Source organism: Arthrobacter sp. efr-133-R2A-120, assembly GCF_030209835.1.
Lineage (GTDB): Bacteria > Actinomycetota > Actinomycetes > Actinomycetales > Micrococcaceae > Arthrobacter.
Genome location: NZ_JARVRF010000008.1, coordinates 1 through 22,325 on the forward strand (window position 1 = coordinate 1; position 22,325 = coordinate 22,325).

General features: G+C 64.8%; 22 protein-coding genes. 14 read left to right on the forward strand and 8 right to left on the reverse strand.

Going from position 1 to position 22,325, the window contains the following annotated elements; translation table 11 throughout:
- Positions 1-452, reverse strand: a 452-nt coding sequence (locus QRN52_RS05280) for a hypothetical protein (RefSeq protein WP_284751717.1), incomplete at its 3' end; no start/stop codon positions are given.
- A gap of 6 nt (positions 453-458) precedes the next feature.
- Here QRN52_RS05280 and QRN52_RS05285 point away from each other — a divergent pair.
- The 9 genes from QRN52_RS05285 to xerD all read left to right on the forward strand — a co-directional run bounded on the left by QRN52_RS05285 (position 459) and on the right by xerD (position 9,761).
- Complete coding sequence (locus tag QRN52_RS05285; RefSeq protein WP_284751718.1) at positions 459-1,298, forward strand: hypothetical protein; 840 nt, start codon at positions 459-461, stop codon at positions 1,296-1,298.
- Positions 1,291-2,280: an HAD-IIA family hydrolase gene (locus QRN52_RS05290; protein WP_284751719.1), complete on the forward strand. Its 990-nt coding sequence runs from the start codon at positions 1,291-1,293 to the stop codon at positions 2,278-2,280. The genes QRN52_RS05285 and QRN52_RS05290 overlap by 8 nt, the downstream gene beginning before the upstream one ends.
- A gap of 9 nt (positions 2,281-2,289) precedes the next feature.
- Positions 2,290-2,559, forward strand: a complete 270-nt coding sequence (locus QRN52_RS05295; protein WP_284751720.1) for a hypothetical protein — start codon at positions 2,290-2,292, stop codon at positions 2,557-2,559.
- A 2-nt stretch (positions 2,560-2,561) separates the two neighbouring features.
- Positions 2,562-3,374, forward strand: a complete 813-nt coding sequence (locus QRN52_RS05300) for a TlyA family RNA methyltransferase (protein WP_284751721.1) — start codon at positions 2,562-2,564, stop codon at positions 3,372-3,374.
- 13 nt (positions 3,375-3,387) lie between these two features.
- Positions 3,388-4,410, forward strand: coding sequence for an NAD kinase (locus QRN52_RS05305; protein ID WP_284751722.1), 1,023 nt, complete (start codon positions 3,388-3,390; stop codon positions 4,408-4,410).
- 3 nt (positions 4,411-4,413) lie between these two features.
- The gene (gene recN, locus QRN52_RS05310; protein WP_284751723.1) at positions 4,414-6,153 is read left to right on the forward strand and encodes a DNA repair protein RecN; all 1,740 of its coding nucleotides are present in this window, start codon (positions 4,414-4,416) and stop codon (positions 6,151-6,153) included.
- A gap of 210 nt (positions 6,154-6,363) precedes the next feature.
- Positions 6,364-8,106 (forward strand): CTP synthase, encoded by a 1,743-nt coding sequence (gene pyrG / locus QRN52_RS05315; RefSeq protein WP_284751724.1) that lies wholly within the window; start codon positions 6,364-6,366, stop codon positions 8,104-8,106.
- A gap of 27 nt (positions 8,107-8,133) precedes the next feature.
- The gene (locus QRN52_RS05320) at positions 8,134-8,796 is read left to right on the forward strand and encodes an NUDIX domain-containing protein (RefSeq protein WP_284751725.1); all 663 of its coding nucleotides are present in this window, start codon (positions 8,134-8,136) and stop codon (positions 8,794-8,796) included.
- Positions 8,769-9,761, forward strand: coding sequence for a site-specific tyrosine recombinase XerD (gene xerD, locus QRN52_RS05325; protein ID WP_390282190.1), 993 nt, complete (start codon positions 8,769-8,771; stop codon positions 9,759-9,761). The genes QRN52_RS05320 and xerD overlap by 28 nt, the downstream gene beginning before the upstream one ends.
- A 50-nt stretch (positions 9,762-9,811) precedes the next feature.
- Here the strand turns inward: xerD and QRN52_RS05330 are convergent, their stop codons facing one another.
- Positions 9,812-10,552, reverse strand: a complete 741-nt coding sequence (locus tag QRN52_RS05330; protein ID WP_284751727.1) for a hypothetical protein — start codon at positions 10,550-10,552, stop codon at positions 9,812-9,814.
- Between the two features lie 55 nt (positions 10,553-10,607).
- Between QRN52_RS05330 and QRN52_RS05335 the strand changes: the two genes are divergently transcribed.
- Positions 10,608-11,111: an 8-oxo-dGTP diphosphatase gene (locus QRN52_RS05335; RefSeq protein WP_284751728.1), complete on the forward strand. Its 504-nt coding sequence runs from the start codon at positions 10,608-10,610 to the stop codon at positions 11,109-11,111.
- Between the two features lie 88 nt (positions 11,112-11,199).
- Here the strand turns inward: QRN52_RS05335 and QRN52_RS05340 are convergent, their stop codons facing one another.
- From QRN52_RS05340 to QRN52_RS05365, 6 genes are all read right to left on the reverse strand, one after another.
- Positions 11,200-12,351: a bifunctional 2-methylcitrate synthase/citrate synthase gene (locus tag QRN52_RS05340; RefSeq protein WP_284751729.1), complete on the reverse strand. Its 1,152-nt coding sequence runs from the start codon at positions 12,349-12,351 to the stop codon at positions 11,200-11,202.
- Between the two features lie 70 nt (positions 12,352-12,421).
- Positions 12,422-13,330, reverse strand: coding sequence for a methylisocitrate lyase (gene prpB / locus QRN52_RS05345; RefSeq protein ID WP_284751730.1), 909 nt, complete (start codon positions 13,328-13,330; stop codon positions 12,422-12,424).
- Complete coding sequence (locus QRN52_RS05350) at positions 13,331-14,851, reverse strand: MmgE/PrpD family protein (RefSeq protein WP_284751731.1); 1,521 nt, start codon at positions 14,849-14,851, stop codon at positions 13,331-13,333. It lies immediately after the preceding gene.
- Positions 14,852-14,861: 10 nt separating this feature from the next.
- Positions 14,862-15,503, reverse strand: a complete 642-nt coding sequence (locus QRN52_RS05355; protein ID WP_284751732.1) for a GntR family transcriptional regulator — start codon at positions 15,501-15,503, stop codon at positions 14,862-14,864.
- A gap of 119 nt (positions 15,504-15,622) precedes the next feature.
- Entirely contained in the window at positions 15,623-16,336 is a 714-nt protein-coding gene (locus QRN52_RS05360) for a response regulator (protein WP_284751733.1), read from the reverse strand.
- Positions 16,333-18,000: a sensor histidine kinase gene (locus QRN52_RS05365; RefSeq protein ID WP_284751734.1), complete on the reverse strand. Its 1,668-nt coding sequence runs from the start codon at positions 17,998-18,000 to the stop codon at positions 16,333-16,335. The genes QRN52_RS05360 and QRN52_RS05365 overlap by 4 nt, the downstream gene beginning before the upstream one ends.
- Before the next feature lie 152 nt (positions 18,001-18,152).
- Here QRN52_RS05365 and QRN52_RS05370 point away from each other — a divergent pair, with 152 nt between their 5' ends.
- From QRN52_RS05370 to scpB, 4 genes are all read left to right on the forward strand, one after another.
- Positions 18,153-19,478, forward strand: a complete 1,326-nt coding sequence (locus tag QRN52_RS05370; RefSeq protein WP_284751735.1) for a cation:dicarboxylate symporter family transporter — start codon at positions 18,153-18,155, stop codon at positions 19,476-19,478.
- Between the two features lie 256 nt (positions 19,479-19,734).
- Positions 19,735-20,634 carry a ParA family protein gene (locus tag QRN52_RS05375; protein ID WP_284751736.1) on the forward strand — a complete coding sequence of 300 codons (900 nt, stop codon included), beginning with the start codon at positions 19,735-19,737 and terminating at the stop codon, positions 20,632-20,634.
- 137 nt (positions 20,635-20,771) lie between these two features.
- Positions 20,772-21,569: a segregation and condensation protein A gene (locus QRN52_RS05380; protein WP_350225128.1), complete on the forward strand. Its 798-nt coding sequence runs from the start codon at positions 20,772-20,774 to the stop codon at positions 21,567-21,569.
- Positions 21,566-22,231: an SMC-Scp complex subunit ScpB gene (gene scpB / locus QRN52_RS05385; protein ID WP_284751737.1), complete on the forward strand. Its 666-nt coding sequence runs from the start codon at positions 21,566-21,568 to the stop codon at positions 22,229-22,231. Before QRN52_RS05380 ends, scpB begins: the two co-directional genes overlap by 4 nt.
- Positions 22,232-22,325 lie beyond the last annotated feature (94 nt).

Below are 22,325 nucleotides of genomic sequence, written 5' to 3' on the forward strand. Positions count from 1 at the left end.
AGCGCCCGAGCCGTGAGGGCGATCGCGACCGTAAGCCGTTTGGTGACCGTCCGCGTCGCGAAGGCGACGGAGAGCGCCGTAGCTTCGGTGACCGGGACCGCAAACCCTTTGGTGAGCGCCCGAGCCGTGAGGGTGATCGTGATCGTAAGCCGTTTGGTGATCGTCCGCGTCGCGAAGGCGACGGAGAGCGCCGTAGCTTCGGTGACCGCCCCGAGCGCGGTCCCCGCAAGTTCGATGGCCCACGTACTGAGGGACACAGCTTCGGCGGTGGATCCTGGGAAGAGCGTCCCGCACGGGTTCCGAATGCCGCGGACCTGCGCAGCGCCAACCGCCCGGACCGCGAGCGTTCCCCGGAGATCGACGACGACGTTACGGGCCAGGAGCTCGATCGGGTCACGAAGCACCAGATCAAGACCCTTGAAAGCACCAATGTCGATTGGGTCGCCAAGCACCTGGTGATGGCCGGCCGTCTCATCGATATCGATCCTGAGCTTTCCTTTCAGCATGCCTTGGCTGCGAGCCGCCGTGGTGGACGTTTGGCGGCTGTCCGCGAAGCTGTGGGCCTGACGGCCTACGCTGCCGGCCACTATGGGGAGGCACTTCGCGAATTCCGCACCTACCGCCGAATCAGTGGCTCCAACGTCCATTTGCCCCTCATGGCCGACTGCGAACGCGGCCTGGGGCGTCCGGACCGGGCGCTGGATGTAGTCCGTTCACCCGAGGCCCAGGATCTCGACGCCCCCGGCAAGGTCGAGCTGGCCATTGTGGCTTCCGGCGCCCGGAGCGATCTTGGCCAGTTGGACGCCGCCGTGGCTGAGCTGGAGATCATCCAGCTCGACATCAACCGCGCTTTCTCCTACAGCCCCCGCCTGTTCCGTGCCTACGCAGACGCCCTGGCCGCCGTGGGTCGCACGGAAGAAGCCGGTAAGTGGCAGCGCCAGGCAGTCGTGGCTGAAAATGCCCTCGGCGTAGGAGACTTCGAGGACCCGGACATCATCGACCTCGGCGAGGACGATGAAAACGAAGCCCGCAAGCCTCGTTTCCGGAACATCGAAGAGAACAAGGAACGAACCGAAGAGAGCAAGTCCGAGGCTGCCCCTGCGCTTGCGGAAACTGTCCTCGGCTCTGAAGCCACCGAACTCGACGACGTGGAACTCGACGACGTCGAGTCTGACTACTTTGAGTCCGACGACGCCGAGTCGGACCGCGATTCCGTCGAGGACGCAGAAGAGGACGAAGAAGACGAGGAAGACGGGGAAGAGGCTTCCGAGGGCGGCGAAGAGACCAAGAATGACTGAGGCCTCACTGGTTTCGCGTTTCGACGCCGTTCTGTCCGATCTGGACGGAGTTGTCTACGCAGGTCCACATGCCATTCCCGGCGCGGTGGAGTCGCTGCAGCGGCTTGAGTCGGTCGGGGTGCGCCTGGGCTATGTCACCAACAACGCCTCGCGTACCCCGGCACAGGTTGCCGCGCATCTTCGTGAACTTGGCGCCCCTGCCGAGGACAACCAAGTGGTCAGTTCTTCGCAGGCCGCCGGAGATCTTTTGGCCGGGCTCCTTGCCCCGGGTTCGCGTGTAATGATCACTGGAAGCGCGGCGCTGGCCCACGAGATCGAACTCGTGGGCCTCACGCCCGTCCACAGCGCGAAGGAGAACCCTGTGGCGGTGGTCCAAGGCTTCAACCCGGAAATCGCGTGGAAGGATCTGGCCGAGGCGTCCTACGTTGTTGCCGCAGGCGCCCTCTGGGTGGCCACCAATACGGACATGTCCATTCCCCAGGCCCGCGGAATTGCTCCCGGAAACGGCACGCTCGTGGCCGCCGTCGCGTCTGCCACCGGCAAACAGCCGCGGGTCGCCGGCAAGCCGGAGGCCCCGCTCTTCCACTCGGCTGCCCGGAGGCTGAAGTCAGAGCGCCCGATCGTTGTCGGAGACCGGCTGGACACCGACATCCTGGGCGGCAACCGTGCGGGCTTCGCGACGGCGGCGGTGCTCACCGGTGTCGACACGCCCGAGTCCATCCTTGCTGCACGCAGCTCGGAACGCCCCGGCTACTTGCTGGCCGATCTGACGGAACTGTACGAGCCGTACCCCGCGATCCTCGAAGAGGACAGCAGGTTCCGCTGCGGAAAGGCAACTGCCCAAGTCCAAGACGGCCTGATCACCGTCTCCGGCTCCGAGAAGGACCTGGATGCCTGGCGTGCTGCGTGCGCAGCCTGGTGGGCCGCAAATCCCGACGCGGCAGAAGCTACATCGCCGCGGCTCGAATGGCTGGAAAACTAGACTGGTCCCATGAGCGAGTTGAACGATCACCCGGAGGGCCGAGCCGAGCCGCATAGCGTCGAGCTGCAAACAGCCGAGCTGCAAACAGCCGAGCCGCAAAGCGCCGGACCGCACGATGCCCCGTGGCCCGACGACACGACACCCACGGGTGACGCCGCCTTGGATTCCGCCTTGGAGCGGCTGGCGGGCGTCTCCTCCGTGCCGGTGGCCGAGCACAGCGGCCTCTACGCCGAAATCCACGACTCGTTGATGGCGGCCCTCGACGCCGACGAACGCTGAGCATGGCCAGACTCGACCAGGAACTCGTCAGCCGTGGATTGGCGAGATCGCGGACCCATGCCGCGAAACTCATTGCGGACGGAAAGGTCACTTCCGGAGGCACCGTTCTCGCCAAGGCAGCGCAACAGGTCTCCGAAGAGACGGAAATTGACGTCCAAGCCCACGCCGAGGACGTTTACGTCAGCCGCGCCGGACACAAACTGGCCGGCGCGCTGGCGGCCTTCCCTTCCGTTGTTGTGGAAGGGAAGCGGTGCCTCGACGCCGGAGCCTCGACCGGTGGCTTTACCGACGTGCTGCTCCGGCAAGGTGCCGCGCACGTGGTGGCGGTCGACGTCGGGCACGACCAGTTGGTGCCGTCCCTGCGGAACGATCCCCGCGTCGCAGTCCATGAGGGCCTCAACGTCCGCTACATGACTCCCGAGCAGATCGGCGGCACCGCAGCGCTCACGGTGGCAGACTTGTCCTTCATTTCCCTCACCCTGGTTCTCCACCCGCTCGCGGCATGCACCGAACCCGGGGGAGACCTGGTGCTCATGGTGAAGCCGCAATTCGAGGTCGGCAAGGAGCGGCTGAGCCGCACCGGCGTGGTCACCTCAGACCATGAACGGCGGCGCGCCGTCGCCCAAGTCGCCAGAGCGGCCGTGGACGCAGGGCTCGAACTCTGCGGCCTGGCACCGAGTCCCTTGCCCGGCCAGGACGGAAATGTGGAGTACTTCCTGTGGATAAAACGCAGGATGCAGCCGGACTTGCCTAAGATCGAAGAGCGGGACGAGGAAGTTGCTGCACTGATGGAACGAATCTGGACCACCCACTAGAAAGCAGAACACCATGAGCAGGCGCGTTTTGGTCCTTGCCCACACCGGGCGTGAGGACTCCCTTCGCGCGGCCTGGGATGCCTGCGGGCAGCTCCACTACTCCGGCCTGATCCCCGTGATGCAGAAGTCTGAACTGGACGATATCGAACGGTTCTACGGCGTGGTGGACAAACCGATCGAGATACTCCACGAGGACGTCCGGTTGGAGGACGTCGAACTTGTCATGGTTCTTGGCGGCGACGGCACCATCCTTCGCGCGGCCGAGTTGGTCCGCAACGTCGATGTTCCCCTGTTGGGCGTCAATCTCGGGCATGTCGGTTTCCTTGCCGAAAGCGAGCGGGCCGATCTTGCCCAGACCGTCGAGTGGATTGCCAGCCGCGAATACACGGTGGAAGAACGCATGACCATCGATGTCCAGGTGTGGGTCCGCGGCCAGAAGATCTGGCATACATGGGCTCTCAACGAAGCCGCCATTGAAAAGGCGGACCGGGAGCGCATGATCGAAGTGGTGACCGAAGTTGATGAACGTCCGTTGACGTCTTTCGGCTGTGATGGAGTGGTGCTTGCTACCCCTACGGGCTCCACAGCCTATGCCTTCTCATCCGGTGGGCCCGTGGTGTGGCCCGAGGTGGAAGCGCTGGTGATAGTCCCTATCAGCGCCCATGCCCTCTTCGCCAAACCCCTCGTGGTCTCGCCGCGGTCCAGGCTGGCCGTGGAGATCCTCACCCGGACCGACGCCCAAGGCGTGCTTTGGTGCGATGGCCGCCGTTCCGTGGACCTGCCGCCCGGCGCCCGGATCGAAGTAACCCGGTCCACCCGTCCCGTGCGGCTTGCCCGCACCCACCAGACCCCGTTCTCAGCACGGCTCGTACGGAAGTTTGAGCTCCCCATCCACGGCTGGCGGGGTCCGGCACCCCGTTCCGCTGACATCCACACCGGTCCTACCCCTGTGATCAGGACCTTCAAGCCCAGCCCTTTGCCGACGCCCCAGGACGTGCGGACCGGCAGAGCGGCCGACCCCACAAAGGAGATGTAAACCATGATCGAGGAACTCCGGATCCGTGATCTCGGCGTCATCACCGACGCCACGTTGCCGCTGGGGCCCGGCCTGAGCGTCGTCACGGGCGAAACCGGCGCCGGCAAGACCATGGTGGTCACCGCCGTCGGCCTCCTTCTGGGAGCGCGGTCCGACGCCGGTGCGGTACGCTCCGGTGCCAAGTCCGCCTCCGCGGAAGCCCGCCTCCTGCTTGATCCGGCACATGCCGCCGTGGAACGGGCCGTGGAGGCCGGCGGCGACGCGGAAGAGTACGACGGCGGCACCCAGCTCCTGCTGGCCCGCACCGTGGGCGCGGACGGCCGCAGCCGTGCTTTCGTGGGCGGCCGGTCGGCGCCCGTGGGTGTGCTGGCGGAACTTGGCGAGAGCCTGGTGGTGGTGCACGGCCAGTCGGACCAGATACGGCTCAAGGGTGCCGTGGCGCAGCGGCACGCACTGGACCGCTTCGCCGGGGCCGGGCTCGCAGCAACGCTCGCCGAATACCAGGAGCTCTACAGCCACTGGAAGTCCAGTCAGGCGGAGCTCGACACCCTCCGCGGCGAGGCCCGGGAAAGGCTGCGTGAGGCGGAATCGCTCGCGGTCGCACTCAACGAAATCGACGACGTCGATCCCCAGCCGGGCGAGGATGAGTCCCTCAAAGCCGAGGCAGTGAAGCTGGCGAACGTGGAGGAGCTCCGCATCGCCGCCGCTGCAGCGCATGAAGCCCTGATCTCGGAGGAATTCGGCGAGACCGCCGATGCCACGACCCTGATTGACTCGGCCAAACGGGCGCTGGACCAGGTTTCCGAACATGACGAAGCCTTGGCGGGAGCCGCCGCACGGCTCGCCGAGATCGGCTTCCTCATCAACGACATCGCGGGGGAGCTGTCCAGCTACCAAGCGTCCTTGGACTCCGAGGGACCCGAACGGCTTTCCGAGATCGAGGAGCGGCGCGCAGCCCTGGCCAAACTCATCCGGAAGTACGCTCCGAGCATCGACGAGGTCCTGGAATGGGCAGCCGCTTCGAGGACCCGGCTGGACGAACTGCAGGATGACTCGAGCCGGATCGAAGCCCTTGACGCCGAAGTGACCGCTGCGGAGTCCTCGCTGCGAAAGCAGGCCGCGCGCATCTCGAAGTCCCGATCAAAGGCGGCCAAAGAGCTCTCCGGACGAGTGAGCGCGGAGCTCACTGCCCTTGCGATGGCCGATGCAACGCTGGTGATCGAGGTGGACAGCCAAGGGCCGCTGGGGCCGCACGGCGTCGACGACATCTCCTTCCTCCTGCAACCGCACTCGGGTGCCCCTGCCCGCCCCCTCGGCAAAGGGGCGTCCGGTGGTGAGTTGTCCCGTGTCATGCTTGCCATCGAAGTGGTCCTCGCCGCCGTGGATCCGGTGCCGACCTTCGTCTTTGACGAAGTGGATGCTGGAGTAGGCGGGCGTGCGGCCGTCGAGATCGGACGCCGGCTTGCCATGCTGGCCCGCCACGTCCAGGTGCTGGTGGTGACCCACCTACCGCAGGTGGCTGCCTTCGCCGACCAACATATCCGCGTCACCAAAACCTCAGTCAGGGGAAGTGACGGCAAGCCCGCCACGGGCTTCACGTCCAGCGACGTCCAACTCCTCGACGACGAGGAACGCGTGAAGGAACTCGCCAGGATGCTGGCAGGCCAGGAAGACTCTGAATCCGCGCGGGCGCATGCCCAGGAATTGCTAGACGACGCCAAACTGCTGCCCCAGCAGGCGTAGCCACCCGGCTGCAGCCTGGGACGTCAGTCACACCCGGGCCCTCGCGGGCACGGAGCAAGCCCCCGTGTGTCCGGTGTCGAGCTGCGGATTTCCGAGCCCGTGACCTGTTTTTACCGGTTCGGGTGGACTTTACTCTTGATCCTCGCCCCACGGCAGGGGACTATTGAGCATTTGGGAAAACGGCTAGCGGATCCTTTGGAGGCGCAATTGATGATAGGCTCGAATTCCGTGGTGCAGCGATCAAATTCCCGTGTAAATTCCCGGTTCCCGGGCTCGTCCAAGACGACCAAACACATCTTTGTCACTGGCGGTGTGGCGTCCTCGCTCGGTAAGGGACTGACGGCTTCGAGCCTCGGCCACTTGCTGCGGGCACGCGGTTTGTCTGTAACTATGCAGAAGCTCGATCCCTATCTCAACGTGGATCCGGGCACGATGAACCCCTTCCAGCACGGCGAAGTCTTCGTCACTGACGACGGCGCCGAAACCGACCTCGACATCGGACACTACGAGCGCTTCCTCGATGAAAACCTTGAGGGTTCGGCCAACGTCACAACCGGCCAGATCTACTCGACAGTCATCGCCAAGGAACGGCGTGGTGAGTACCTCGGCGACACCGTCCAGGTCATCCCGCACATCACGGATGAGATCAAGCGCCGCATGCGCCTCCCCGCTGAGGGCAAGAACGCTCCTGATGTCATCATCACCGAAATCGGCGGCACTGTTGGCGACATCGAGTCGCAGCCTTTCCTCGAGTCCGCACGCCAGGTCCGCCAGGACATCGGCCGGAACAACGTCTTTTTCCTCCATGTCTCCTTGGTGCCGTACATCGGCCCCTCGCAGGAACTGAAGACCAAGCCAACGCAGCACTCCGTTGCCGCGCTGCGCTCCATCGGCATCCAGCCGGAGGCGATCGTGATCCGCTCGGACCGCGAAGTGCCGGACGCCATGCGCGAAAAGATCGGCCGCATGTGCGACGTCGATATAGACGCCGTGGTCAACGCCGCCGATGCCCCCAGCATCTACGACATCCCCAAGACGCTGCACTCCCAGGGTCTTGACTCCTATATCGTCCGGGCCCTGGACCTTCCGTTCAAGGACGTCGACTGGACCAGCTGGGACAAGCTCCTCGAAGCGGTCCACAACCCCAAGCACCAGGTTGAAGTTGCCCTCGTGGGCAAGTACATCGACCTCCCGGACGCTTACCTGTCCGTGACCGAGGCGTTGCGTGCCGGCGGTTTCGCGAACGAAACCAAGGTCAAGATCCGCTGGGTCCCGTCCGACGAATGCGAAACCCTCGAAGGCGCCACCAAGTCCTTGGCCGGCGTCGACGCGATTTGTGTTCCCGGCGGCTTCGGTATCCGTGGCCTGGAGGGCAAGCTCGGCGCGCTCAAGTTCGCCCGCGAGACGAAGCTTCCGGTGCTGGGTCTGTGCCTCGGCCTTCAGTGCATGGTCATCGAATACGCCCGCAATGTGGTCGGTCTCGAGGGTGCGTCCTCGAGCGAGTTCGAGCCCGATTCCAAGTACCCGGTCATCGCCACCATGGAAGAGCAGCTGGACATCGTGGACGGCAAGGGAGACCTCGGCGGCACGATGCGCCTGGGCCTTTACGAAGCGAAGCTGGATGAAGGCTCCGTGGTTGCAGAGACCTACGGTGCAACAACGGTTAGCGAGCGTCACCGCCACCGCTACGAGGTCAACAACAAGTACCGCGAGCAGATCGCGGCCGAGGGACTTGTGTTCTCCGGAACGTCTCCCGATGGCAAGCTGGTTGAGTTCGTGGAACTGCCGCGCGAAGTACACCCGTACTACGTGGCAACACAGGCCCACCCAGAGCTCAGCTCCCGCCCCACGCGCCCCCACCCGCTGTTTGCCGGCCTCGTGAAGGCTGCGCTGGAGCGTCAGTCAGGCGTGGATTCGCTAGCAAAGTCAGCCCGCAAGGTCGCTGCGAAGTAATCGCTCACACAAACGAAGGACGGCGCGATGCCCGGTATTTCTGAAACCCCCAGCACTTTTCGGAAGGTTTCGGACGTGCCGAGCCCGCGCCGTCTTTTGTCGTCCAGCAAGGTCTATGAAGGCCGCATTTGGGACGTCGTCAGCGACGCCTTCGAGCTGGGCGAAGACACCGGTACTTTGGTCCGCGACTATATCGACCATCCCGGCGCAGTTGCGGTGCTGCCGATGAATGTCGACGGCGAAATCCTGTTGCTCAAGCAATACCGCCACCCCGTGGGCATGGATCTGTGGGAGATCCCCGCCGGGCTTCTTGATGTGGCCGGGGAAGATTTCGTGGCGGGCGCTGCCCGGGAACTCGCGGAGGAAGCCGATCTTACGGCGGCCACGTGGAATGTCCTCGCGGATTTCTTCAATTCACCTGGCTCCTCGAGCGAGGCGATTCGGATCTATCTGGCGCGCGGATTGGGAGACGTTCCCGAGGCGGAACGGCACGTCCGTACAGACGAAGAAGCCGAAATCGAGCTGGTGTGGGTCACGCTCGACGAAGCTGTTTCAGCGGTGCTCGAAGGCCGCCTGCACAACCCGTCCGCCGTCGTCGGGATCCTCGCGGCAGCTGCCGCGCGTGCCGACGGCTTCAGGAACCTGCGCCCCGCCAATGCCCCCTGGCCGGCACACCCGAGCCAGCGCTGACCGTGCCCCAGCTCGCGGAGACCAAGGCCCAAACTGCCATTGACCGGGCCGTCACGGACTACCTGCAACACCTCGGCGTGGAACGAGGGCTTGCAAGCAACACCTTGTCCGCTTACCGCCGGGACCTGTCCCGCTATTCGAACTTCCTGGCCGCGTCCGGCGTCGACAACCCGGGCAATATCTCCCGCCACGACGTCACTGCTTTCGTCCAGGCGCTGGCCGACGGCTCCGATGGCGGCGCCGCCCTCGGCGTCCGCTCCGCGGCACGCACCGTGGTTGCCGTCCGGGGTCTCCACAAGTTTTGGGCCCTGGAGGGGACGACGACGGCGGACCCTGCGAGCGATGTCCATCCGCCAATGCCTGGCAAGCGTCTGCCGAAGGCCATTAGCGTCGGCGAAGTCACCCGGATCCTTGAAGCTGCCGGTGCCGATACCGCAACCGGGTTGAGGGACCGGGCCCTTTTGGAGTTCCTCTACTCCACAGGTGCCCGCATCAGCGAAGCGGTTGGCCTTGACGTCGACGATGTCTCGCTCGAAGCGGAAGCCGATGGCCCCGCGATCGTGCGGCTCTTCGGAAAAGGTTCCAAGGAGCGCTTAGTTCCGCTGGGATCCTACGGCGCCCGTGCCGTCGGGTCCTATGTGGTTCGTGGAAGGCCCGCATTGGCCGCCAAGGGGAAAGGCACCCCGGCGCTGTTCCTGAACGCCCGCGGAGGCCGGATCAGCCGGCAGAGTGCCTGGACCATCCTCAAGACTGCGGCGGAGAAGGCCAACATCACCAAGGACGTCTCCCCGCACACCCTTCGGCATTCTTTCGCCACGCATCTCCTTGAAGGCGGCGCCGATGTCCGGGTGGTACAGGAGCTCCTGGGCCACGCCTCGGTGACCACCACCCAGGTGTACACCTTGGTCACTGCGGACACCTTGCGCGAGGTGTACGCGGCCGCGCATCCGCGGGCGCTCGGCTGACACCTTGCACCGCACGCCGGACACTGGGCGCGGTCCGGTGCTGGTGGCGCTTACGCCAAGACCTTGAAGGTCAGTTCCACAGCGTTCAGGAACAGCGCGAGAATTGACATGCCGAGGCCGGTCACGAGCAGGAGGCCCGGGTGCGCCAGGCCCACAACCACCCGCTTTAGCCTCGGCCGGGAACGCAGGAATTTCTTGGGCACCCGTGAGCTGGCGGGACTTTGCCTCCAGCCACGCAATCGGCGCAGGAACCAGGCACAACGGACAATGAAAGCCATCCACAGCACGGAAATGACTAGCGGGACGGCCGCCACGAGCAAGTTGAAGCCCAAAGAGGTGACTTCACGCTCGGAATTTCCGACGGCGGCCTGGACGGTGGTGGAGATCGAGGCGCTCATGACCACTGAAACGCCCCACACGAGGAATGCTGTCACCAAGGCAAGGAATCGCACGAAGAAGTGGCCCAGCACTGATTCGTTGTGTGGTTTCAGATGCCGGCGGGGAGTGGCATTCAGCACAGCGAGTGTGGAGAGAAGGGTCGGCAGCGCGGCCATGCCGACCAACAGGTACCAGCTCCAGCCGGCCAGGTCGAGGAATTCATCGAGGACGATCAACAACGCCCAGAATCCAGTCCACGCCCACCCGGCGTAGAGCGGATGCCTGACCAGCCAGTCAGGCAGCCAAGCCTCGGAGGTGTCCGCTACCCGGGCACCCGGCTCGCTTGCCCGGGCAGCCGCCTCTCCTGGCGGGGCCTCCGCCGTCGCGGGACCTTCAACCCCATCCACGCTCATGCGCCAACTGTAGCAAGGACATACTTCCGAAGAGCTGCAGAGTTAGGCTTGGTCAATGACTGCAGCCCACGTCACCCTGTGCTTCCTGCTCCGCGACGGCGATGCCGGCCAGGAGGTGCTCCTGGGCCGGAAGAAGACCGGGTTCGGTACAGGGAAGATCGTGGGCGTCGGCGGACATGTGGAGCCAGGAGAGACGGCGGCCGAGGCCGTATGCCGGGAAGTGCAAGAGGAAATCTTCGTCCACGTGGAAGAAGAGCACCTCATCCCCGCCGGGACAGTGGATTTCGTCTTTCCCGCGAAGGCCGAGTGGAACATGTTCACCACGGTGTATCTGACCGGACAATGGACCGGCGAGCCCGCCGAAAGCGATGAAATAGCACCGCAGTGGTATCGGGTGGAGGGACTCCCAGTCGAACAGATGTGGGCCGACGCCGAACACTGGCTGCCCGCCATGATCTCCGGCCAACGCATCGAAGTTGAAGTTGTTCTCGCTGATGACAACGAAAGCGTCGCCGAGGTTCACACAGCCGAGTGGCTGGATTCGGGAGCAGCGCGCTAACTACCGGGCGGCAACGGCAGCAACGAGAACGACGGCGGGCCGGCACCTTCCCTCAGGTAGCCGGGCCGCCGTCGTACGTCCCGGAAAATTACGGCAGGTGCCGTTCGTCCACGCCGTTGTATTCGCTAAGCGGACGGATCAGGGAGTTCGATCCGAGCTGCTCCATGATGTGCGCGGTCCAGCCGGTGATGCGGCTGGCGACGAACAGCGGGGTGAAGGTCGGGGTGTCGAAGCCCATGAGGTGGTAGGTGGGTCCGGCGGGGTAGTCGAGGTTGGGCTTGATGGCCTTGGCTTCGTCCATGGCCTGCTCCAGCCCGTTGTACAGGCCCAGGATCTCCGGCCGGCCGTAGTGGGCGATCATCTTGTCCAGTGCTGCCTTCATGGTGGGCACCCTGGAGTCGCCGTGCTTGTAGACGCGGTGCCCGAATCCCATGACCTTCTTCTTCTGCGCCAAGGCGTGTTCCATCCAGGTCTTCGCCCGGGAGGCGGCGTCATCCAGCGATTCCTCGGTGCGGATGCCGATTTCCTCGAACGTGTGCATCACGGCCTCGTTGGCGCCGCCGTGCAGCGGGCCCTTGAGGGCGCCGATCGCCGCGGTGACCGCGGAGTGCAGGTCCGAGAGGGTGGAGGTGACAACGCGGGCCGTGAAGGTGGACGCGTTGAAGGAGTGCTCGGCGTAAAGGATCATCGAGACGTTGAATGCCTTGACGACCTCGTCCACCGGGTCCTCGCCGAAGGTCATCCACAGGAAATTCGCCGAGTAACCCAGGTCGTCCCGCGGTGCCACGGGTTCGATTATTTGCCCGTCCGCGCGCCGGCGGCGCTGATCGTAGGCGACCACTGCCGGCATCGCGGCGAACAGGTCAATGGCCTTGGCCATGTTCGCCTCGGGCGTGGAAACCTCGGCCAGCGGGTGCCGGGCTCCCAGCACCGAAGCCGCGGTCCGGCAGACATCCATGGGGTGGGACGTCGTCGGCAGGGTGTCGATGACCTGCTTCACCACAGGGTCAAGGGCGCGGCCCGTGCGCTCGCGGGCAGTGAACTCTGCAAGTTCCTCCGGCGTGGGCAGCTCACCGTTCCACAGCAGGTAGGCGACTTCTTCGAAGCTGCACTTGGCGGCGAGTTCCTGCACGGGATAGCCGCGGTACAACAGCGAGTTGGTGTCCGGGTTGACCTTGGAGATCGCGGTGTAGTCAACCACGACGCCGGCCAGGCCTTTCTTGATCTCTTCAGCAGCCATGCTGAACTCCTTCGTTCATCGGCAAGCACTCCGGAATAGCCGGAGCGCCTGCATCCCTTGGTTGATCCAGTTACCGGCTGAGCCCAGGAATCTGGAAGTTGAAAACGCTCGTGTCGAAGTGGTTGTAGGCCTCGTAGTCCACGAGGTCATAGAGGCGTGCACGGGTGAGCATGTTCTCCACCTGCGCCTCCTGCGTTCCAGTGGCCTTGATCGTTTCCAGCGTACGCTCTGCAGCCCCCATGGCAATGCGGAGCAGGGTGACGGGGTAGATCACCATGTTCACGCCGACGCCTTGGAGCTGTTCCACGGTGAATAGCTCGCTTTTGCCGAACTCGGTCATGTTGGCCAGGATCGGCACATCCACTGCATCACGGATGGCTTGGAACTCGCTGAGATCTTTCATGGCTTCGGGGAAGATCGCGTCGGCGCCGGCGTCGACGAGCGCTTTGGCGCGTTCCTGTGCGGCTTCGATGCCGTCGACGGCGCGGATGTCGGTGCGGGCCATGATGAGGAAGTTCGGGTCCCGCCGGGCGTCGGCGGCAGCGCGGATGCGTTTGGCGGCGGTGTCGACGTCGACCACATTCTTGCCGTCCAGGTGCCCGCACCGCTTCGGGTTGAACTGGTCCTCGATGTGGCAGCCGGCCAGTCCGGCGTTTTCGAGTTCCTGGATGGTGCGGGCCACGTTCATCGGTTCGCCGAATCCGGTGTCCGCGTCCACGAGACAGGGGAGTTCGGTCATGCGGGCGATTTGCCCTGCCCGGGTGGCGACCTCGGTGAGGGTGGTCAGCCCGATGTCCGGCAGGCCGAGGTCGTTGGCGAGGACGGCGCCGGAGATGTAGACGCCGGGGAAGCCCTTTTCCTCGATCAGGCGTGCCGAGAGCGGGTTGAACGCGCCGGGGAACTGGGCGATGGTCCCGGAGTTCAGGAGTTCCCGAAGCTTGAGCCGTTTCTGTTCCGGGGTGGTGGTGGAGTAGAGCATCTAGAACAGTCCCTTCGGTGCGGCGGCGAGGTCGATGACGCCGGGGGCTGCGGTGATGTTCAGCTGGTCCAGTTCGCCCGGGCCCAGGTCCGGGAGGGCTTCGGCTGCCGCGAGGAAGCGTTCGATCTCGCTCTCTTCGACGAGCCCGGCGGCGAGGGTGCGGAACTTGTCGATGTATTGCTGGCGGGCGAAGGGCCGGGCGCCGAGCGGGTGGGCGTCGGCGACGGCGATGGACTCGGTGATGACGGTGCCGTCGTTGAGGGTGATGACAACGGTGCCGCCGAAGGCCTTTTCCGCGATGTCCAGGGAGTGGTAGCGGCGGGTCCATTCGGGGTCTTCCACGGTGGTGACCTTGTGCCACAGTTCCACGGTGTCCGCCCGGCCGGCGCGTTCGGGGCTGTAGGAGTCGACGTGGTGCCAGGAGCCGTCCTGCAGGGCGACGGTGAAGATGTACGGGATGGAGTGGTCCAGGGTTTCCCGGGACGCGGTGGGGCTGTACTTCTGGGGGTCGTTGGCGCCGGAGCCGATCACGTAGTGCGTGTGGTGGCTGGTCTTGATCAGGACGGAGGCCACGTTGGCCGGGTCCGTGGCTTCGGGGTGCTCGCCGTGGAGTTTGCGGGCGAGGTCGATCCAGGCCTGGGCCTGGTACTCGGCGGAGTGTTCCTTGGTGTAGGTGTCCAGGATGGCCCGCTTGGGCTCCCCGGCCTCGGGCAGCGGGACCTCGTAGGAGGCGTCCGGGCCGTCCAGCATCCAGGCGATGACGCCGTCTTCGCCTTCGTAAATCGGCACAGGGGAAGTCTGGCCGCGCATGGAGCGGTCCACGGCTTCCACGGCCATCTTCCCGGCAAATGCGGGGGCGTGGGCCTTCCACGTGGAGATTTCACCCTTGCGGGACTGCCGTGTGGCCGTGGTGGTGTGCAGGGCCTGGCCGACGGACTGGAAGATCGTCTCGACGTCCAGGCCCAGCAGGGTGCCGATGCCGGCGGCGGCGGAGGGGCCGAGGTGGGCGACGTGGTCGATCTTGTGCTTGTGCAGGCAGATGGCCTTGACCAGGTTGACCTGGATTTCGTAGCCGGTGGCAATGCCGCGGATCAGGTCCTTGCCGCTCGATCCGACGTGCTGGGCCACGGCGAGGATCGGCGGGATGTTATCGCCCGGGTGGGAGTAGTCCGCGGCCAGGAACGTGTCGTGGTAGTCGAGTTCGCGCACGGCGACGCCGTTGGCCCAGGCGGCCCATTCGGGGGAGACCTTGTCGCTGATGCCGAAGACGGACGAGCCTTTGCCGTTGGTGGTCGGCGCGTGGGTCAGTGCCTGCGCCCGGGTGGCGATGATCGGGGCACGGTTCAGGGAGGCAATGGCGACGGAGGCATTGTCGATGACCCGGTTGATGATCATTTCGGTGACCAGGGGGGCCACCTCGACGGGGTCGGCGGCGACGGTGGCGATCTTGTGCGCCAGCTGCTCCTCGCGGGGAAGGTTCTCTTCGCTCTTGTAGACGCGGACGTGGTTGTTCTTCACCATGGGGTTCCTTTTAGTGAGGTGTGTGGGTGGCTTTGACGTGGGAAAGACTGCGGTGCAGATGGACGGTGGTGGCGGCTTCGGCGAGCCGGGGGTTGCCTGCCGCGATGGCTTCGGCGATCGCGGCGTGCTCGGCCGCGGCGGCTTGGAGGCGTTCGGCGTCGTCGGCCGCGAGGCGGCGGACCCGCACGAGGTGGACGCGCAGGCTGCGCATGGCCTGGGCGAGGTAGGAATTGGAGATGGCTTCGTCGATCGCTTCGTCGAGCCTTCCTACCAGGGCGTAGTAGTCGTGCCGGGCGGGGTCGCTGTCGTTGAGCATCTCCGGGGCCCGGAGGAGCTCGGCGTGGAGTTGCTCGAACACCGGGCGCACACCGCGTTCCGCGGCGAGGGCGGCGGCTTTGCCTTCGAGGGTTTCGCGCAGCTCGAAGAGTTCGTCGATGTCCTCCAGCGAGATATCGGTGACGACGACGCCGCGGCCGCCTGCCGCCGTCGTCAGCCCTTCCGCGCTGAGCCGGCTCAGCGCCTCCCGGACGGGGGTGCGGGACACACCCAGGCGCTCGGATTGTTCCACTTCCGCGAGGACAGTTCCGGGCGCCAGACGCCACTCAATAATGTCTTCGCGCAGGGCCGCATAGGCTTTGTCGCTGGCACGCATGGACCCTCCTTCATTGAGCGGATGTCCCCAGTGTATACACAAACCGCGAAAAGGCCTAGCTTTTGCCAATAAAACCAGGCCGGCACTCAATCTGTGTATACATCCGCTGGAGCCGTGGGCTAACTCCGATTCCAGCGATACTCGTTCTCCGGCCGTCCCGGAGTGCCGTATCGCGGATTCCTCGTGGCCATCCCGGCGTCGGCCAGGTACTCGAGATATCGGCGCACGGTGACCCTGGACATCCCAAGGGCCTCGGTTGCCTCGCTTGCGGAAACCGGCCGGCCAAGGCTGGCCAGAAGGTCTTTGACGGACTCCAGGCTTTGGGCGGAAAGGCCCTTGGGCAGCGGGAGTTCGGTGGGTGCGCGGAGACTCGCGAACGCCTGGTCCACATCGCTTTGGGACGCTCCACTCGCCCGCGTGCCCGACGCCGGTGCGGCGAGTTGCTCACGGAAGGCGCGATAGCTGGCGAGCTTGTCCGCGAACGTCGCGAACGTGAACGGCTTGATGAGATACTGCACGACTCCGATCGACACCGCGCTGCGGACAATGTTCACTTCCCTGACGGCGGTGATGGCGATGATGTCCGCAAGCAGTCCCGAAGCGCGCATTCGGCGGGCAACGTCCAGTCCGTGAAGATCCGGCAGGTTCATGTCCAACAGGACGAGGTCCACCGGCTGGCCGGCAACGGCGAAATCGTTGAGCAGCCGCAGGGCCGATTGTCCGTCCCTCGCTGTTCCCGCAACGGTGAAGCCGTCGATTCGGCTGACGTAGACGCCGTGGGCATCGGCGGCGATGGGTTCGTCCTCGACAACGAGGACGCGGATTTCGGTCATTCGGCTTCTTTCCTGGAGTCCGGCGCGGGGAGCACTACGCGGAAGAACGCACCGCCCAAGGCGCTCGTGGAGTCGCTGATGGACAGCGTACCGCCAAGCCGCTGCACCGCTTGCCGTACCAGGGCCAGGCCCACGCCGCGGGAAGGCGCTCCGGGCTGCCCGGCCTGTCCGATCCCCGCCGCCTTGGTGCTGTATCCGTATTGCCAGACGTCGTCCACGATGCCGGGATCGATGCCGTGGCCGGAATCGACCACAGTGAACGTGGTTCCTTCAGGTCCCGATTCGATGCCCAGTTCCACTTTGCGCGGCGGGGGAGCGGCAGCCGCGGCGTCGAGGGCGTTGTCCAACAGGTTTCCCAAAATCGTCACCAGGTCCTGGACGGCCAGGCCCTGGAGGCCGTCCCCGCCGGACACCGTGACCGTCAGCTCCGCTCCGCGTTCGTGCGCCTCGGCCGACTTTCCCATGATGAGCGCACTCAGGACAGGTTCGTCCACCGATGCCACGAGGTGGTCGGTCAGCTGTTGGCTCAGTTCAAGGTCCTTGGTGGCGAAGTCCAAGGCGTCGGCGGTACGCCCGAGCTCCATGAGGGACACGATGGTGTGCAGCCGGTTGGCGTGTTCATGCGTCTGGGCCCGCAAGGCGTCGGAGAGGGTCTTCATGGTTTCGAGTTCGCTGCCCAGGGACTCGATTTCCGTCCTGTCCCGGAGCGTGGCTACGGTCCCGAACACGGCAGGCCGCTGCCGGCCCCTCATTCCAGGCGGCCCCACGGCCGGCGCCTGGTTCACCACGAGGATGCGCGAGCCGGTGAGGTGGATTTCGTCGTGCGCCGTCCGGCCTGATTCGAAAAGGCGGTGGAGGCTGGGATCGAGGGGCAGATCAGAAAGGCGCGGGGCGGCTTCCGCAACGGGATCGACGTCGGACCGTTCGAGTCCCAGAAGCTCCGCGGCCTGGTCGTTGTACATGACCACCCTGCCGCCGGTGTCGATAAGCACTACTCCTTCGCGGACCGAATGGAGGACGGACTCGTAGTACGCGAACAATTGTGCCAATTGTTCAGGTCCCCAGCCCCTGGTGACCGAGCGCAGGTACCGGCCCAATAACCACGAGGCCAGGGAGCCGCCTGCGAGCATGGCCAGAGAGATTCCGATGATCGCCGTGAGTCGCGCCGACACGGCGACGTCCACCGTCCGCACCGTGACACCCGCGGCCACGAGGGCCCGGACTTTTCCGGAGGAATCCTCCACGGGAACGATGGTTCGCACGGACGGGCCAAGGGTACCGGCGGTGACTTCGGTGAAGGTCTGGCCGTGGAGGGCGGGATCGATGGTGCCGATGTAGGGTTTGCCGATTTCGTCGGGGTTCGGATGGGTCCAGCGGGTCCGGTCCGGAGCCATGATGGTGATGAAATCAGCATGGGCATTGGCTGTTACCACCTGGGCATATGGCTGGAGGGTGGCGGATGGGTTCGGTGTGCCGGCTGCTTGAAGCACGAGGGGATTGGCTGCGATCGCGGCGGCCACCGCCTGCATGCGCTGGCCGGCGTCGTTGTAGGCCCGGTCCCTCGCGTCCAGGAAGGCTGCCGTGCCCACGATGGCGGTGAGCGCCAGCACGAACAGCAGATTCGCCACAAAGAGTCTGCGGGCAATGCTCCAGCGTCGGATCACGTGCTCCTTTCTGCGGGCCATCCTGTGACCAATATGAACGCAACAGTGATACATGTCACGCCGCGCCTAATGATGGGTATCACAGCAGAGCGACGCAGGGACATTTTGCAGGGACCACGGCGCTTTCCAGAGTATCTATAAGGAGCAAAGCCATGACCTCTCAAAGAGGAGAGATTGCACCAGCGAAGGCCGGGCGCAAGGGGCTGGACAAGTCGCATTACCTCTACATCGCCGTGATCGCCGCAGTTGTGGTGGGCGCCGTCGTCGGCCTGCTTTTCCCCGAAGTGGGTAAATCCCTCAAGCCTTTGGGTGACGGCTTCATCAAGCTCATCAAGATGATGATCGCCCCGGTCATCTTCTGCACCATCGTCCTGGGCATCGGATCGATCGCCAAGGCAGCCACTGTTGGCAAGGTCGGCGGCCTCGCACTCATCTACTTCCTGGTGATGTCCACCTTCGCGCTCGCCATCGGTTTGGTGGTGGGCAACATCATCCACCCCGGCGAAGGCCTGAAGCTGATCCCGTACGACCCCAACGCGAAGGCTGCCACGAACAGCACCGCCGATTTCCTGCTGGGCATCATCCCCGGAGACATTCCCGTCCTGCCGACGCTCCTGGCCGCCATCCTGGTGGGCTTCGCGCTGCAGCGCATGGGCTCCCAGGGCCAGCCGGTACTCAAGGCCATCCAGCACGGGCAGGCGCTCGTCTTCCGCATCCTCATCATGATCATGTGGCTGGCTCCCGTCGGCGCCTTCGGCGCGATCGCCGCTGTGGTCGGTGCCACCGGAGTGAAGGCAATCTTCGGAATGCTCACCCTGATGGTCGCGTTCTACATCACCTGCGCGCTGTTCATCGTCGTGGTGCTCGGCACCTTGCTTCGGGTTGTTGCCGGCGTCAGCATCTTCCAGCTGATGAAGTACCTGGCCCGCGAGTACCTGCTCATCTTCTCCACCTCATCGTCCGAAGCGGCGCTGCCCAGGCTCATTGCCAAGATGGAGCACCTCGGTGTTTCCAAGCCGGTTGTCGGTGTCACGGTGCCTACCGGTTACTCCTTCAACCTGGACGGAACTGCCATCTACCTGACCATGGCCTCGCTGTTCGTCGCCAACGCCATGGGTATTCCGCTGGACCTTGGCGCCCAGGTATCCCTGCTGGTCTTCATGATCATCGCGTCCAAGGGAGCGGCCGGCGTTTCCGGCGCCGGCCTGGCAACCCTCGCAGCAGGCCTTCAGGCACACCGGCCCGAACTGCTGGGCGGCGTCGGCATGATCGTCGGGATCGACCGCTTCATGTCGGAAGCCCGCGCCCTGACCAACTTCACGGGCAACGCCGTCGCCACCGTGCTGATCGGTACCTGGGTCAAGGAAATCGACCGCAAGCAGGTCACCAACGTCCTGTCCGGCGCGACTCCGTTCGACGAGCTGACCATGATCAGCCACCACGCTGAACCCGAGGTGAAAGAGGCCGTGGCCGCTTAGTCCGGCACACGGTTTGGAAGCATCCACGCAGGCAAGGCAGGAACCCGACAGGGGACCTGCCTTGCCTGCTTTTTGTTGCACGTTTTGTTGCATGCGGGCCCAACCTTCTACCTCAGCTAGAAGGTAAAGGCTCAAATTGCGGGCAATGTCAAGTTCCGCAAAATGCCGTGTCGGGCGCTGTAGCCTAGGTGGGGAGCAGTGCTGGTGCTGGAGACAGCCGCACGAAATGACCGTCGTGGAGAGAGTGGATAAATACGTGAGCAGCGAACGGGGAACAACTACGCTGGAGGGCACGGATTTCGATCTGGAAGACGCAGTCATGGGGCCTACGGGCCGCCCGTACCGCGACTTCCCCGAGCCCGCGCCATTGGCCTCCCATGGCCCGGCCCGCGTCATCGCCATGGTCAACCAGAAGGGTGGCGTGGGCAAGACCACGTCAACCATCAACCTCGCCGCCGCGCTCGCAGAATTCGGCCGGCGCGTCCTGCTCGTTGATTTCGATCCGCAGGGAGCTCTTTCCGCAGGCCTGGGCGCGAACCCGCACGAGCTCGACCTCACCGTTTACAACGTCCTGATGGACCGCAAAGTGGACATCCGCGACGCCATCCAGAAGACCGGCGTCGAAGGCATCGACCTCCTGCCGGCCAACATCGACCTCTCCGCCGCCGAGGTCCAGCTCGTCAACGAGGTAGCCCGCGAGCAAGTGCTGGACCGCGCGCTCAAGAGCGTCGAGGATGACTACGACGTCGTGCTCATCGACTGCCAGCCGTCCCTGGGCCTCCTGACGGTCAACGCCTTGACGGCAGCGCACGGCGTCATCATCCCGCTGATCTGCGAATTCTTCGCCCTCCGCGCGGTGGCGCTGCTCGTCGAAACGATCGAGAAGGTCCAGGACCGCTTGAACCCGCGCCTGCAGGTGGACGGCGTGCTCGCCACGATGTACGACGCCCGCACCCTGCACAGCCGCGAAGTCATTTCGAGGCTCGTGGAGGCATTCGGGGACAAGGTCTTCGAGACCGTCATCAAGCGTTCCATCAAGTTCGCCGACGCCACGGTCGCCGCGGAGCCGATCACCAGCTATGCCGGAAACCACATCGGTGCCGACGCCTACCGCCGCCTGGCCAAGGAACTGATTTCGCGCGGCGGCGCACCCTAGCCCGCGTGGCAGAGCCACTCATCCCTGAAACCGCGACCGTCCTGGCGGGCGACGCGCCGCCGTCGTACTCTTCTGCAAGCAACGCGGACGACGCCGGAGCCTCGCCTTCTGGCCGAAAGACCGGCTTTGAGGTCCGGCTGGCGAACTTCACAGGCCCCTTCGATCTCCTGCTCGGCCTGATCTCCAAGCACAAGTTGGACATCACCGAAGTTGCGCTGGCCACCGTCACGGATGAGTTCATCAAGTACATCCGGCGCCTGCAGGAATTGGGCGAGGACTGGGCCCTGGACGAAGCCAGCGAATTCCTGGTCATCGCCGCGACGCTCCTGGACCTCAAAGCCGCGAGGCTTCTGCCCGCCGGCGAAGTCGAAGATGCCGAGGACATTGCCTTGCTGGAAGCCCGGGATCTTCTCTTCGCCCGGCTCCTGCAGTACAAGGCTTTCAAACAAGTGGCCGCGATCCTGTCCGGCACCTTGGAGTCCGAAGCCCGGCGCTTCCCGCGCCAAGTTGCGTTGGAAGGGCATTTCGCGGCAATGCTGCCCGAACTGATTTGGCGCCATACGCCCGAACAGTTTGCAGCGTTGGCGGCCAAGACCCTGGCCCCGAAGGACAAGACGCCCGAGGAGGTAGGGCTCGACCACCTTCACGGAACACCCGTCAGCGTCAAGGAACAGGCCGAGATCATCGGGTACCGCCTGCAGAGCGGCCAGCCCCAATCCTTCAGGGCGCTGATTGCGGACGCCGAGTCCACGCTAGTTGTCGTGGTCCGGTTCCTCGCGCTCCTCGAACTGTTCCGTGACCGTGTAGTGGCGTTCGATCAGCCGGGTCCGCTCGCCGAACTAACCGTCCGCTGGACAGGGCGCCCCGAAGGCTGGAGCAGCGACAGTTTGAGCGACGAGTACGAACAGATCGACAAAGGAGACGAGGCGCTGTGAGCGAGCAGGAAACCGGCCGGGACGGCCTCGCCGAGCTTGAGGCCCTGCCCGGCGGCGTCCGCGCGGCGCTGGAGGCCGTGCTGATGGTGATCGACGAACCGGCCACCGCGGAAGAGCTCGCCGCCGGGCTCAACGTGACGGTCGCCGTCGTCGAGGATTTGCTGGCGGGACTGCGGCAGGAGTATAGCGGCTATACTGTTAAAGCCCCGGGCAGGGACGCTGATGACTTGCACACTGATGCAAGTGCCAGCGCTGCACCCCGGGGTTTTGAGTTGCGGAACGTTGCCGGCGGGTGGCGGATCTATTCACGCGCGGAATTTGCCGACGTCGTGGGCAGGTTCGTTCTCGAAGGCCAGACCGCGCGGCTGACGCAGGCAGCCCTTGAAACCATGGCGGTCATCGCGTACCGGCAGCCGGTTTCCAGGGCCAGGGTGTCGGCCATCCGCGGCGTCAATGTCGATTCAGTCGTCAGGACCCTTGTCCAACGCGGGCTGATCGAGGACTCGGGTACCGATCCTGAATCGGGGGCCATCCTTTACCGGACCACCTCGTACTTCCTCGAGCGCATGGGCATTGGCTCGGTGGCGGAACTGCCTCAATTGTCCCCCCACCTTCCGGGGCTGGAGGGCATCGAGGAGTTCTTCGACGCCGAACGCATGTAGTCGCGGGAACCCGCGGCGCCAGGCAAGGCAAAACAACTCAATATTGCAAGGATCTACAAACGCCCGGCTAGTAGCGGGCAGAGTTCACACAGGG